Source organism: Mesorhizobium sp. WSM4830 (assembly GCF_055811495.1).
On the sequence record NZ_JBVVQI010000019.1, the window covers coordinates 1 to 12,891 of the forward strand.

At 60.0% G+C, this 12,891-nt stretch carries 13 protein-coding genes and 2 pseudogenes; all 15 read left to right on the plus strand.

Translation table 11 applies throughout. From position 1 onward, the window contains the following. The first annotated feature begins 307 nt into the window (after window positions 1-307). Window positions 308-454 carry a hypothetical protein gene (locus AC0L2Y_RS22370; RefSeq protein ID WP_473503322.1) on the plus strand — a complete coding sequence of 49 codons (147 nt, stop codon included), beginning with the start codon at window positions 308-310 and terminating at the stop codon, window positions 452-454. A gap of 63 nt (window positions 455-517) precedes the next feature. Continuing rightward, window positions 518-1,684: pseudogene (nifS, locus tag AC0L2Y_RS22375) on the plus strand (cysteine desulfurase NifS); the annotation flags it as partial. Between the two features lie 72 nt (window positions 1,685-1,756). Continuing rightward, the gene (nifW, locus tag AC0L2Y_RS22380) at window positions 1,757-2,140 is read left to right on the plus strand and encodes a nitrogenase stabilizing/protective protein NifW (RefSeq protein ID WP_473559642.1); all 384 of its coding nucleotides are present in this window, start codon (window positions 1,757-1,759) and stop codon (window positions 2,138-2,140) included. A 184-nt stretch (window positions 2,141-2,324) separates the two neighbouring features. Next, complete coding sequence (locus AC0L2Y_RS22385) at window positions 2,325-3,176, plus strand: electron transfer flavoprotein subunit beta/FixA family protein (RefSeq protein ID WP_473559562.1); 852 nt, start codon at window positions 2,325-2,327, stop codon at window positions 3,174-3,176. A gap of 14 nt (window positions 3,177-3,190) precedes the next feature. Beyond that, a complete protein-coding gene (locus tag AC0L2Y_RS22390) occupies window positions 3,191-4,297 on the plus strand; it encodes an electron transfer flavoprotein subunit alpha/FixB family protein (RefSeq protein ID WP_473559564.1) in 1,107 nt (368 codons plus the stop codon). 11 nt (window positions 4,298-4,308) lie between these two features. After that, the gene (locus AC0L2Y_RS22395; protein WP_473559566.1) at window positions 4,309-5,616 is read left to right on the plus strand and encodes an FAD-dependent oxidoreductase; all 1,308 of its coding nucleotides are present in this window, start codon (window positions 4,309-4,311) and stop codon (window positions 5,614-5,616) included. Window positions 5,617-5,628: 12 nt separating this feature from the next. Next, a complete protein-coding gene (locus AC0L2Y_RS22400; RefSeq protein ID WP_126079051.1) occupies window positions 5,629-5,928 on the plus strand; it encodes a ferredoxin family protein in 300 nt (99 codons plus the stop codon). Window positions 5,929-6,084: 156 nt separating this feature from the next. Continuing rightward, a complete protein-coding gene (gene nifA / locus AC0L2Y_RS22405) occupies window positions 6,085-7,842 on the plus strand; it encodes a nif-specific transcriptional activator NifA (RefSeq protein ID WP_473559568.1) in 1,758 nt (585 codons plus the stop codon). 251 nt (window positions 7,843-8,093) lie between these two features. After that, complete coding sequence (gene nifB / locus AC0L2Y_RS22410) at window positions 8,094-9,575, plus strand: nitrogenase cofactor biosynthesis protein NifB (protein WP_473559570.1); 1,482 nt, start codon at window positions 8,094-8,096, stop codon at window positions 9,573-9,575. Between the two features lie 32 nt (window positions 9,576-9,607). Beyond that, entirely contained in the window at window positions 9,608-9,802 is a 195-nt protein-coding gene (locus tag AC0L2Y_RS22415) for a 4Fe-4S binding protein (RefSeq protein ID WP_066993254.1), read from the plus strand. A 90-nt stretch (window positions 9,803-9,892) separates the two neighbouring features. After that, a complete protein-coding gene (locus tag AC0L2Y_RS22420; RefSeq protein WP_473559572.1) occupies window positions 9,893-10,219 on the plus strand; it encodes a nitrogen fixation protein NifZ in 327 nt (108 codons plus the stop codon). After that, the gene (nifT, locus tag AC0L2Y_RS22425) at window positions 10,216-10,428 is read left to right on the plus strand and encodes a putative nitrogen fixation protein NifT (RefSeq protein WP_126079055.1); all 213 of its coding nucleotides are present in this window, start codon (window positions 10,216-10,218) and stop codon (window positions 10,426-10,428) included. The genes AC0L2Y_RS22420 and nifT overlap by 4 nt, the downstream gene beginning before the upstream one ends. A 41-nt stretch (window positions 10,429-10,469) precedes the next feature. Further along, window positions 10,470-11,381, plus strand: coding sequence for an SIR2 family NAD-dependent protein deacylase (locus AC0L2Y_RS22430; RefSeq protein ID WP_473559644.1), 912 nt, complete (start codon window positions 10,470-10,472; stop codon window positions 11,379-11,381). A gap of 345 nt (window positions 11,382-11,726) precedes the next feature. After that, window positions 11,727-12,527 carry a YggS family pyridoxal phosphate-dependent enzyme gene (locus AC0L2Y_RS22435; protein ID WP_473559574.1) on the plus strand — a complete coding sequence of 267 codons (801 nt, stop codon included), beginning with the start codon at window positions 11,727-11,729 and terminating at the stop codon, window positions 12,525-12,527. A gap of 15 nt (window positions 12,528-12,542) precedes the next feature. After that, a pseudogene (locus AC0L2Y_RS22440) lies at window positions 12,543-12,653 on the plus strand (dihydrodipicolinate synthase family protein); the annotation flags it as partial. Window positions 12,654-12,891: the final 238 nt, after the last annotated feature.

Below are 12,891 nucleotides of genomic sequence, written 5' to 3' on the forward strand. Positions count from 1 at the left end.
TGATCCCCTGATCAGCTTGCCAGCCGTGGCGCGCTGATCAGCCCGGCCCATGCCGGAGAGCACGGCGACCAATGCCGCCAGCTACACCACTCCCTGGGACACGATCCGAACGGCCGACGGGATTGCTCCTCACGCGAAGCGGAATTCACGCTTCAACGGCGTTCCGCGTTGAACAATTCCCGCCGGTGTCGGGCATGCGACATAGCAGTGTTGGACCGATCATGTTGTCTTGAAAGGATTTCGTCTTTGGCACGGTCCATGCGTAGCTGTTCGCGAGCGCGTCCCGGCCTGAAGGAGAAAACAATCCATGATCCAGCACACCGAAAACGCCGTGGCAAAAAGACCGCGCTTTCCCGGGCCGGCTCAAGGCTGGCGCATCAAGTCGGGGCGGGCGGCCGCGCCGGCTCCAAGAAGCGAGCGGGCCGAGTGTGGCGGCGGCAACTCCTTCGGCTAGCCATCATCATGACAGACCGCGCGTGCGCTTTGCGTGATTGCGCTCAGGAGAAGGATCACATCCATGAGGCCCGTTTATCTGGACAACAACGCAACGACACGGGTCGATCCTGAAGTCGTTCAAGCAATGCTGCCGTTTTTTACGGACCAATTCGGCAACCCTTCGTCGAGCCACGATTTTGGTGCTTCCGCCGGGGCGGCGGTGAGAAAGACGCGCCTGCAGGTGCAAACGCTGATCGGCGCGGAGTTCGACGACGAGATCACGTTCACCTCGGGCGGGACGGAAAGCGACAACGCGGCGATACTTTCGGCGCTCGAGGTGATGCCTGAGCGTACTGAGATCGTGACTTCCGCCGTCGAGCATTCGGCCGTGCTGACGCTTTGCGCCCACCTTGAGAAGACGCGCGGCATCAAGGTGCATAGGATCCCGGTGGATCGCCACGGCCGGCTCGACCTCGACAGCTATAAGGCCGCCCTCACCTCGCGCGTGGCGGTCGTCTCGATCATGTCGGCGAACAACGAGACCGGAACGATCTTCCCGGTGGTCGAGCTTGCTGAGTTGGCCAAGGAAGTCGGCGCCCTTTTCCATACCGACGCGGTGCAAGCGGTCGGCAAGCTTGCGATCGACTTGAAATCGGCGGCAATCGATATGCTGTCTCTCTCCGGTCACAAATTACACGGACCGAAAGGGGTCGGCGCACTTTATGTAAAGCGCGGCGTGCACTTCTCTCCGCTGATCAAGGGGGGGCGCCAGGAGGGCAACCGCCGCGCGGGCACGGAGAATACGCCAGGCATCGTCGGCCTCGGCGTGGCAGCCGATCTTGCTTTGAAATTCATAGACGACGCGAACACACGGGTAAAGGCGTTGCGCGACCGCCTGGAGAAAGAACTTCTCCAGCGCATCCCACACACCTTCGTCGCCGGCGATTTACTAAAGCGGTTACCGAACACCGCAAACATCGCCTTTGAACATATCGAAGGTGAGGGCATACTGCATTTCCTCAATCGCGAGGGCATCGCCTGCTCCTCCGGCTCTGCTTGCGCGTCCGGCTCGCTGGAGCCGAGCCACGTCTTGGTGGCGATGAATATCCCCAATAGCGCCGCACACGGCGCAATCCGTTTCTCCTTTTCGCGCAACAATGGCGAGGAGGACGTCGACCGGGTGCTCGAGGTCATGCCCGGGATCGTTAAGAAGCTGCGAGACCTTTCCCCGTCTTCGCGAGCTAGGTCAGAGGACTTCAATCGGTTCCAGGTCTGGGCGACCACGCAACCCCGACCGCCGTTTCCGGTCAAGGAAAATGCAATGCGCAGTTGTTTCGCTGAAAATTGTGCCATCGATGTCACCGACATCCTCGCCCGGCTGAAGAGTCTGTCGGCTGCGGAGGAGTTCTTCGCAGTCCTTGGCATCTCTTATGATCCGAAGGTGCTCAATGTCTCACGGCTCCATATCATGAAGCGCATGGGCCAATACCTCGCTGAAGAGGATTTCGCCGGTCTTCCCGACGGGGTGATCGCCGCGCGGGCGCGTGGGACGTTGGAACGCGCCTATGAGGATTTCGCGACATCCTCGCCACTCACGCACCGGGTCTTCAAGGTGCTCGAAGAGCACGATCCGGACAAACCGGCCACTCGGGACCACACCTTTGTCCCGTTCGATTCGATCTTGAGGCGGTTCGGGACAGAATGAGCGCGACACGGTTGCGACGCGACAATGTCGAAAAGCCGACAAATCCGGTCATCACGACGGCACTTTTCGGAAGAAAACAACCCATGTCAAAGGGAACAGAGCAACGCAACACGGTTGGCACGAATGATGCTGCGAAGGAGATGAACGCCAGGGCCGCTTGCGGGTTGGAGCCGAGAAGGACGCAATGCACATTGTAATCTGTATCAAGCAGGTGCCGGACTCCGCGCAGATCCGTGTCCACCCGGTGACGAACACGATCATGCGCCAGGGCGTGCCGACCATCATCAACCCTTACGACCTGTTCGCCCTCGAAGAGGCACTTAGATTGCGCGGCGCCCATGGCGGCGAGATCACCGTGCTTACGATGGGTCCGCCGATGGCAGAAGATTCGCTGCGCAAGGCGCTCACCTATGGCGCCGACCGCGCGGTACTCTTGACGGACCGCTGTTTTGCCGGCTCCGACACGCTGGCGACCTCCTTCGCGCTTTCTCGGGCAATCGTGAGAATTGGCGAGACCTTCGGCGCGCCGGACATCATATTCGCCGGCAAGCAGACGATCGACGGCGATACCGCCCAAGTCGGCCCCGGCATCGCCAAGCGCCTCGGCCTCGTGCAGTTCACCTATGTGGCGAAGATCGCCTCTATCGATCTTGATGCACGCGAGATCACTGTCAAGCGCCGTTCGGAAGGCGGTACACAGATGCTGAGAAGCAGGCTGCCTTGCCTCATCACAATGCTGGAAGGCACCAACGAAATCCGCAGGGGCTCGCTCGACGATGCCATGCGCGCCGCGCGCAGCCACATCGTGAAGTGGAGCGCGGCCGAAGCTGGCATTGAGGACCTCAACAAATGCGGCCTGCGCGGCTCGCCGACGGTCGTCAAGCGCGTTTTCGCCCCTACTACGCGGGCGGAAAAGGCGACGCAGATCGACATGACCGACAAGACGCAGCATGACCTGGCTGACGAACTGATCGCCGCAATCTTCACCCGCCAGCCACCGCTGGAACACGAACTCGCCTTCGACGGCGGCCAGTGACGGCAAGGAGAGAGATGTTGAACGCGAACCGCGAAGCCCCTCCTTCCGCCGGCCGTGCCGGCATCAAGAAGGAATTGCCTGAGCACTTTAGGGACTATCGGCATGTCTGGGTTTTCATCGAACTGGAACGCGGCGAGGTCCATCCCGTCTCCTTCGAACTGCTTGGCGAAGGCCGCAAGCTCGCCGACAAGCTTGGCATCCAGCTTGCGGGAATCGTGCTCGGACCCCCGGGTGAGGCCACCCAGCATGCCGTTGCCGAGGCCTTCGCTTACGGCGCCGACCTTGTCTACCTCGTCGAGGCACCGCTGCTTGCCGACTATCGCAACGAGCCTTTCACCAAGGCGATGTCGGATCTGGTCAATACCCACAAACCGGAGATCCTGCTTCTCGGTGCGACCACGCTCGGCAGGGATCTCGCTGGCTCAGTAGCGACGACCTTGCTGACAGGGCTCACTGCCGACTGTACCGAACTCGATGTGGATGTCGACGGTTCGCTCGCCGCGACCCGTCCGACTTTCGGCGGTTCCTTGCTATGCACGATCTATACGCTCAACTACCGGCCGCAGATGGCTACGGTACGACCGCGGGTTATGGCCATGCCACCGCGGACGGATAAGCCGGTCGGACGAGTCATCCGGCACAAGCTGTCGATGACCGAGGAAGAGATCATCACCAAAGTCCTTGGCTTCAACCTCGATCGCCAATCGGCAAAGGCAAATCTCGCTTACGCCGACATCGTGATTGCCGGAGGCCTCGGCCTCGGCTCAGCGGAGAATTTGCAGCTTGTGAAGAATCTAGCGCGGGCAATCGGCGCCGAATATGGCTGTTCGCGCCCGCTGGTCCAGAAGGGCTGGATGCCGGCCGATCGGCAGGTTGGCCAAACGGGCAAGACCATTCGGCCAAAGCTTTACATAGCGGCCGGGATTTCCGGCGCCATTCAGCATCGGGTTGGCGTGGAGGGGGCTGATCTGATCGTAGCCATCAACACCGACCCGAACGCCCCGATCTTCGACTTTGCCCACCTCGGCATCGTGACCGATGCGATCCGTTTTCTGCCGGCATTGACGGAAGCCTTCACCCGGCGGCTGTCGCCGCACAGCCACGACAAGCTTGCGAGCTAAGGGAGACGGCCATGATCGAGGAAGAATTCGACGCCATCGTCGTCGGGGCCGGTATGTCGGGAAACGCGGCTGCCTACACTATGGCAAGCCAGGGCCTGACGGTGCTGCAGTTGGAGCGCGGCGAGTATCCGGGCTCCAAGAATGTGCAGGGCGCCATCATGTACGCCGACATGTTGGAGCAAATCATCCCGGATTTCCGGAATGATGCGCCTCTGGAGCGGCATCTGGTCGAGCAGCGATTCTGGGTGATGGACGACACCTCCCACACCGGGATGCAGTATCGGTCGGATGATTTCAACGAGGCGAAGCCCAATCGCTACACGATCATCCGCGCCCAATTCGACAAGTGGTTTTCGCGCAAGGTGCGCGCGGCCGGCGCGACGGTTCTGTGTGAGACGACGGTGACCGAACTCGTCCGCAATGCCCAAGGTAAGGTGATCGGCGTGCGCACCGACCGGGCTGGCGGGCCGATCTACGCGGACGTCGTCGTGCTCGCGGAAGGTGTCAACGGACTGCTCGGTACACGGGCCGGCCTGCGCAAGATGCCGAAGCCAGAAAGCGTGGCGCTGGCTGTCAAGGAAATGCACTTCCTACCCGATGAGGTCATTGAGCAGCGGTTCGGCCTCCAGGGCGACGAAGGCTGCGTGATCGAAGCGGCAGGTACGATCTCCCGCAGCATGGCCGGACTTGCCTTCCTCTACACCAACAAGGAGTCAATCTCTCTCGGCATCGGCTGCCTCGTCTCCGATTTCGCCCAGACTATGGAGAGCCCTTACGTCCTCCTCGACGCCTTCAAAAACCATCCTTCGATCCGGCCGCTGATCGCGGGCTCGGAAGTCAAGGAGTATTCCGCCCATCTCATTCCCGAAGGTGGCTACAAGGCAATTCCGCAGCTCTTCGGCGACGGTTGGGTCGCGGTCGGCGATGCCGCCCAACTGAACAACGCTATTCACCGCGAGGGTTCGAACCTTGCGATGACTTCCGGTCGCATCGCGGGCGAGGCAATCATCGAGATCAAGGGCCGCAACCAGCCGATGACCAGGAGGAACCTTGCCCTCTACAAGACTATGCTGGACAAGTCCTTCGTACTCAAAGACCTGATGAAATATAAGGACATGCCGGCCCTGATACACACCAATTCCCGCAATTTCTTCATGACTTACCCGCAGTTGATGTCGCAGGCCGCGCAGAACTTCATGCGAGTCGACGGCACCCCTAAGATCGAGAAGGAAAAGGCGACCACTGCTGCCTTCATCAAGGCGCGTTCGCGCTGGGGGCTGATCAACGATGTGGTCCGCCTGGCACTTGCGTGGCGCTGAAGGAGAAACAGGATGACCATCGCCGTGACGAAGCTACGCGTCGAGGAGAAGCTTTACCAGAATCGCTATCTGGTCGATCCGGGCCGCCCGCATATCAAAGTGCAACCCCACGAGAGGCCGAGCGCGAACCTGCTCGCGCTGACACACATCTGCCCCGCTAAGTGCTATGAGCTGAACGACAAGGGCCAGGTGGAAACCACTCCCGACGGCTGCATGGAATGCGGCACCTGTCGCGTGCTGTGCGAGGCCAGCGGTGAGATCGTGTGGAATTACCCGCGCGGCGGCTTCGGGGTCCTCTTCAAGTTCGGATGACTGGCACAAAGAGCGAGAATGAGAGGTTCGCAATTGCGGTCAACATCCGTCAACATCGTTCGCAATTACCGAAAAGCTGAAAATACTATGTTTCTTTACTCAAAATACAAGAAAGGGCTCGGGAGGAGCACCTTGGACAACCCTTGAGGTGTTTGCATGGCTCACATGCTTCGAGATCAGGTCGGTGAAATTGCATCTCGGAACACCCCGCCTGAACCTGCGGTCGAAGCAGTGCGCAATGCGGACAGCTTGCTCAGGGGAATCTACGAGATATCCAAGCTTCTGACTGCCCCGGCCCGGCTGGAGATTACGCTTGCCAATGTCGCGAATGTCCTCTCCTCGTTTGTGCAAATGCGTCGTGGTGCAATCGTCGTCCTGGACGCTGAAGGTCAGCCGCAGATTAGCGCAACTAGCGGCGGCACTGTGCCTCAATCAGGCGCCGGCAGCGTCGTACCCCAGGCCGTAATAGACAAGATCGTCGCTACCGGAGTGCCGATCGTCATACAAGACACACGCACGTCTGAGCTATTTCAGGCTGATCCTCAATCGAGCAGCGATACGACCGCAACTGCCTTTATCGGTGTCCCGCTAAAGGCAGAGGAAAAGATCTTCGGGGCACTGTCGATTGACCGCGTCAGGAACGGTACCACCAGGTTCTGCTACGAGGAGGACTTACGCTTCCTGGCCATGGTCGCCAATCTGGTCGGCCGGACCATCCGCCTCCATCGCACTTTAAGCACAGCTCGTCAGCCACTTATCGAGCAACCGAGACCAGAGGAGTCGCTCGACGAGGATAGGACCCGTTCGGCCCCGCGTCCGCATGTCAAGATCGACGGAATCATTGGAGAAAGTCCCGCACTCAAGCAGGTGCTCGAGATCGTCTCGGTCGTGGCCAGGACCAATTCCACCGTGCTTCTGCGAGGCGAAAGCGGTACCGGCAAGGAGTTCTTTGCACAGGCCATCCATAAGCTTTCACATCGAAGTGAGAAATCCTTCGTCAAATTGAACTGCGCCGCACTGCCCGAAAGTGTTTTGGAATCGGAGCTCTTCGGGCACGAGAAGGGCGCCTTCACCGGGGCTATCCTGCAGCGCGCCGGCCGGTTCGAATTGGCGAATGGCGGAACCCTGCTGCTTGATGAAATCGGCGAGATTTCGCCTGCCTTTCAAGCCAAGCTGTTGCGCGTCTTGCAGGAAGGAGAACTGGAGAGAGTGGGCGGCACCAGGACCCTAAAGGTTGATGTGCGGCTCATATGCGCCACCAACAAGGACCTCGAGGCGGCTGTCCGGAATGGAGAGTTCAGGGCCGACCTTTATTACCGCATCAATGTGGTGCCAATAGTCCTGCCTCCCCTCAGAGAACGGCCGGGCGATATTCCACGCCTTGCGAAAGCTCTCCTCGACCGATTCAACAGGGAGAACCATCGCGATCTCGCCTTCACGCCGTCGGCGCTTGACCTGATCTCGCAATGCTATTTCCCTGGCAACGTGCGTGAGTTGGAGAATTGTGTGCGACGGACGGCCACGCTTGCGCGTTCAACGACAATAACTCCGTCGGATTTCGCCTGCCAGAACAGCCAGTGCCTTTCTTCGCTTCTGTGGAAAGGAGTCGCCCGTTCACATGGCGGCTATGCCGTCGACGAGTCTGCACGTGGCAATATGATGCCGGTTGCATCGCCGCTGCCTGCCCCGCGAGTCGGCGCCTCACAGGATGAGGCATCGCCCGGCAAGACCTGCGACCCCAACCATCCCGCCTGCCCTGCAATGAACCCGCGTCTGACGGAACGCGACCGGCTGATCGATGCGATGGAGAAGGCCGGCTGGGTTCAGGCCAGGGCGGCTCGTGTCCTCGGTCTCACGCCGCGCCAGGTCGGCTATGCTTTGCGCCGGCATCGTATCGGAGTGAAGAAGTTCTAAACGTCATTGATGACATCACATTTGGGGTACGGTTGCTCCCCGCAACGGACGTAACTGAGACAACACGGTACGTTTCGCGACCACGTTTTGTTGTTGTCGGGGACCTGACAAACCCGTGTCGCAGGAAACTGACACAATTGGGCACAAAAGGCCGACGTAAGAGCCAACATAACGGATAAAGACCGCTTTTCCAGTTGGCATATCTCTTGCGCTCTGAAGTGCGATGTTCACACCACGCACGGAGCCGGTCGATGTCCGCACCGATGATTTCGCCACAGGACCTTTCCGGCACAACATTCTTCGATCAGTCGCCGGCGAGAGCGAAATCCACTGGTTGCGCATCTTCATCCTGCGGCTCCTCCGCAAAGCCGCACGAGATGGACACAGCTGTCTGGGAGAAGATCAAGGATCATCCCTGCTTTTCAGAGGAAGCGCACCACTATTTCGCGCGAATGCATGTGGCGGTCGCCCCGGCGTGCAATATCCAGTGCAACTACTGCAATCGCAAATATGACTGCGCCAACGAAAGCCGGCCCGGGGTCGTCTCGGAAAGACTGACGCCCGACCAGGCGCTGCGCAAGGTGATCGAGGTCGCCAACGAAGTGCCGCAGCTTTCCGTAATTGGCATCGCCGGACCGGGCGATGCCTGTTACGACTGGAAGAACACAAGGGCGACATTTGAACGGGTCGCCAAGGAAATCCCCGATATCAAGCTGTGCATCTCCACCAACGGGCTCGCGCTGCCAGACCACGTCGCCGAGCTTGCCGACATGAATGTCGATCACGTGACGATCACCATCAACATGGTCGACCCGCAGATCGGTGCCAAGATCTACCCGTGGATCTTCTATGATCACCGCCGTTATACCGGCGTCGAGGCAGCCACGATCCTGCACGAACGACAGATGTCGGGGCTGGAGATGCTGACGGCGCGGGGCATCCTCACCAAGATCAATTCGGTAATGATCCCACGGGTAAACGACGAGCACCTGATCGAGGTGAATAAATGGGTCAAGGAGCGCGGCGCGTTCCTGCACAATGTCATGCCGCTGATTTCCGACCCGGCACACGGTACGCATTACGGCCTGAGCGGGCAGCGCGGGCCCAAGGCAATGGAGCTGAAGGCCCTTCAGGATCGTCTCGAAGGCGGCGCCAAGCTGATGCGCCACTGCCGGCAGTGCCGGGCCGATGCTGTCGGCCTGCTCGGCGAGGATCGCGGCCAGGAATTCACGCTCGACCGGCTTCCCGACAAGGTCACCTACAACGCCAGCAAGCGCGAGACCTATCGGGCGGTGGTCGCGCGCGAGCGGGGCGATCGCATGGCGGCCAAGAGCGAGGCGCTCGGGATGGTGAAGACCGCGAGCTCCGGCAAGTCGCTTCTTGTCGCGGTAGCGACCAAGGGTGGCGGCCGCATCAACGTGCATTTCGGCCATGCGAAGGAATTCCAGGTTTATGAGGCCTCGCCGAAAGGGATCAGCTTCGTCGGTCATCGCAAGGTCGAGCAGTATTGCCTCGGCGGCTGGGCCGAGGACAAGAGTCTCGACGGCCTCATCTCTACGCTCGAAGGCGTAGACATCTTGCTGTGCGCCAGAATTGGAAATTGCCCAGAGGATCGACTCAAGGAAGGCGGCATCCGAGCAACGGATGCTTACGGGTATGACTACATCGAGACCGCCATCGGCGCGCTTTACGCCGCCGAATTTGGGGGCGAGCCACTGGCTGCGACGGCCTGAGCCGTCTCATTCCAACCGAACCGGAGTTGAAAATGGCCTTTAAGATCATCGCTTCCCAATGTACCCAGTGCGGCGCTTGCGAGTTTGAATGCCCTTCCGGAGCGATCAAGTTCAAGGGCGAGGCCTACGTGATCGATCCGAAAAAGTGCACCGAATGCGAGGGGGCCTTCGAAACGCAGCAATGCGCCTCGGTATGTCCGGTGTCGAAGACTTGCGTCCCCGCCTGAACCCATTTCGGCCACCGACACGGTCGAGGCGCCTGCGCCCGGACCATTGATCCGCTGTTGAAAAGCTGCAGCCGTGAGAAAGGAAGTGCCATGAGCCTCGGACGCGAACAGGACGTCGAAATCCGTTCACCCCCGCGATTCATGCCGGGTGAGCGTGTCCGCGCCATTCGCCACGTAAAAAATGACGGCACCTATCCTGGCAAGGAGATCGGCGAAAACCTGGTGCGCAAGGGCGATCAAGGCTATGTGCGCGACATCGGCACCTTTCTCCAGCAGTTCTACATCTATGCGGTGGAATGGGTCGATCGCGGCACCGTCGTCGGCATGCGTGCACGTGAACTCATGAGCCTTGATACGGCTGGGATTGCTTGCACTGCCGAAATCGGCGCTGGGTTTGACGAAGGAACGGCCGGATGAAGGTAATGATCCGCAGGACCGGTGCTGGCTTGTCGGCATATATTCCCAAAAAGGATATCGAAGAGCCGATCATCAAGGTCGACAACGAACACTTATGGGGTGGAGCTGTGACGCTGAAGAACGGCTGGCGGTTAGTCCTGCCCGACCTTCCGCGGGATACGCCTTTGCCGATTACCGTGGAGGCAAGGAAGATTTCCGACGAGGACTGACCTTCGGGTTGACACAAAGAGAGCGGCAAAGGGATACGAGCATGAACACAATGACCTCGGGCCATCTCGTCGTCATTCGGGACAGTTTTGCCGAAAGGCAGCTTGACCTTTTGAAGAAAGCGCTCGCGGCCGATGAGGTCATCCCCTATCTCGGCCCGGGTCTGCTTGAGATCAGCTCCGCGGAACCGCTTGTACCGCATACCCCCGAAGCCGTTGCAGCAGCGCTCAACAAGCGCACGCCGGCCCCTTCGAAGATTCGCACCAACATGTGGTCGGTTGCGCAGTATATCGAACAGCGCCGGCACCGCCGGACGCTTCAAGTTTGGATGGCCGAAATATTCGCGGCCCCGGTGGTGCCGACCATCTTGCATGCCTGGTTAGCAACGCTGCCGCTCTCGGTGATCGTCGACAGCTGGTACGACGGTGCCATGCGCGCGGCCTTAATACAGACCCGCCGAACGGACGTCGTCGAAATACAGGGCGTCTCTCGGGCGCTCGAGATCGGCGAAATTTGGACGAAAGCCTACGATTTGACCGGGATATTACTCGAATCCGCACCAGCGGCGAAGACGGTTCTTTACGCCCCCCACGGCGGTGCCAGGCCGGCCGCAAACTTCCTCGTCGCAGATTCCGACTACGTTGAAGTGCTGAGCGAAATCGACATCCAGACGCCGATCCCTGACCTGGTGAAGGAACGGCGAGCCAGCCGTGGTCTTTTCTTCCTCGGCTGCCGCTTCAACGATCAGATGCTGCGCACCTATGCCCGACAGATCATGAAGCGCTCCAATGGCCCACATTTTGCGGCAATCGATACAGCAACGCTGACCAGGAACGAGCGTCGCTTCCTTGCGGAAAGCGCAATCACGGTCATTGACATGCCGACGGGTCAAGCCGCGGCCCGTCTCGTCGGACTGTGCGAGACATTGGATGAAGCCAAAAGGGCGATCGTTTGAGCCATTCACAGGCGGCTCAACAGCGATTGCCGAAAAGGTAAACGGGCAATTGACTTCCGGGTTTTTCAAGAACTCCGAGAGGCGCTACTGTTTCGAGCCAGCGCTGAAAAAGCTGCGACGGTTTCATTCCAGCTGCAGCGGATATGCTGATATGCTGTTCGATGCTGCGGATAACACTGCGGCGACGGGCTCGAACCAGCCGAGCAGAGCATCGTCTGGCGCCAAGGCGGTGGGGAATGCGCATACTGGAGTATTGTCGCGGCGAGCGGTCGCGCCTGATCGGCTTCACTTGGCCGCAAAAGCCGTGCGCCCGGCACGTTGATCAGGACTGGGTTGAGGTCGGTGATGGGCACGAACAATGCGCCGCTTTCGCCGGAGGACGTCGAACGCTTCGGGCCTGATCCCCTTACCCGCTTCCGCACCAATCTGGCGTTGGTTGAAGAGCGCATCACGCTTGCTTGCGCACGGGCCGGGCGCGACCGAGCCTCCGTGCGGTTGCTGCCGATCACCAAGACGGTGCCGGCCCAAATCCTGCGATATGCCTTCGACATCGGCATCAGCACCTTCGGCGAGAACAAAATCCAGGAGGCAATGTCAAAGTGCGAGGCGCTTCACGGTCTCGCCATCGACTGGAGCATCGTCGGACATCTGCAGACCAACAAGGCCAAATATCTGACCCGCTTCGCGCGTGAGTTTCATGCGCTCGACAGCCTGCAGCTCGCCGACCTTCTGAACACGCGGCTGGAGCGCGAAGATCGCTTCCTCGACGTCTATGTGCAGGTCAACACGTCTGGCGAGGACAGCAAGTTCGGCGTCCATCCGGACGCACTGCTGCCCTTCCTGGAGACTCTCGATCAGCTTCCCCGTCTCCGGCCATGCGGGTTGATGACGCTTGCGCTGTTTTCCTCCGACATGGCCAAGGTGCGGCCTTGCTTCATTCTGCTGCGCCGGCTGCGGGACAAAGCCGTGAAGCACAACGCCGCGCTGACCGGGCTCTCCATGGGCATGACCGGAGACTTCGAGGAAGCCATCGAGGAAGGCGCCACTGTCGTGCGCGTCGGTCAGGCCATCTTCGGCAACCGGCCGACGCCTGACGGCCACTACTGGCCGGGTTTCGCCCCCACCGATCGAGGAATTGAACCATGATTTTTCGCAAACGGCCTGTCTGCTTTTCCGATCACCCCCGCCGATCGTTCCGGCCGGGTCAAGATTTACGCATTGGGGAAGCTGGTCAGCCGACTGATCGCGGCTGAGGTTGCCTCCATCGGCCTGCCAGCCCACGCAATCACGCGACGCAAGCGGCCTTTCTGAGCGTCCTGCCCAAGCTTATGGCCAAATTGGGCGGATTTTCGACATCGCCGCCGCGCACTGTTCCTATGGCTACGACCTGCTTTGCATTGAGGATCAGGGCAAGCTCGTCTCGAATTCCATCTTCGGGGCACAGCACGCCGCATGTATGCGTCCCTCTCTTCTGTTTGGGCTGACTGAACAAACTTGCATCCGGTCGGAC

What these genes read in the sequence shown, in the direction of transcription:
- AC0L2Y_RS22430 (WP_473559644.1), top strand. Translation starts at nt 10,470, where the DNA reads ATGAACACAATGACCTCGGGCCATCTCGTCGTCATTCGGGACAGTTTT.
- nifB (WP_473559570.1), top strand. Translation starts at nt 8,094, where the DNA reads ATGTCCGCACCGATGATTTCGCCACAGGACCTTTCCGGCACAACATTC.
- nifW (WP_473559642.1), top strand. Translation starts at nt 1,757, where the DNA reads ATGCGCAGTTGTTTCGCTGAAAATTGTGCCATCGATGTCACCGACATC.
- AC0L2Y_RS22400 (WP_126079051.1), top strand. Translation starts at nt 5,629, where the DNA reads ATGACCATCGCCGTGACGAAGCTACGCGTCGAGGAGAAGCTTTACCAG.
- AC0L2Y_RS22435 (WP_473559574.1), top strand. Translation starts at nt 11,727, where the DNA reads ATGGGCACGAACAATGCGCCGCTTTCGCCGGAGGACGTCGAACGCTTC.
- nifT (WP_126079055.1), top strand. Translation starts at nt 10,216, where the DNA reads ATGAAGGTAATGATCCGCAGGACCGGTGCTGGCTTGTCGGCATATATT.
- AC0L2Y_RS22420 (WP_473559572.1), top strand. Translation starts at nt 9,893, where the DNA reads ATGAGCCTCGGACGCGAACAGGACGTCGAAATCCGTTCACCCCCGCGA.
- nifA (WP_473559568.1), top strand. Translation starts at nt 6,085, where the DNA reads ATGGCTCACATGCTTCGAGATCAGGTCGGTGAAATTGCATCTCGGAAC.
- AC0L2Y_RS22385 (WP_473559562.1), top strand. Translation starts at nt 2,325, where the DNA reads ATGCACATTGTAATCTGTATCAAGCAGGTGCCGGACTCCGCGCAGATC.
- AC0L2Y_RS22415 (WP_066993254.1), top strand. Translation starts at nt 9,608, where the DNA reads ATGGCCTTTAAGATCATCGCTTCCCAATGTACCCAGTGCGGCGCTTGC.
- AC0L2Y_RS22390 (WP_473559564.1), top strand. Translation starts at nt 3,191, where the DNA reads ATGTTGAACGCGAACCGCGAAGCCCCTCCTTCCGCCGGCCGTGCCGGC.
- AC0L2Y_RS22395 (WP_473559566.1), top strand. Translation starts at nt 4,309, where the DNA reads ATGATCGAGGAAGAATTCGACGCCATCGTCGTCGGGGCCGGTATGTCG.
- AC0L2Y_RS22370 (WP_473503322.1), top strand. Translation starts at nt 308, where the DNA reads ATGATCCAGCACACCGAAAACGCCGTGGCAAAAAGACCGCGCTTTCCC.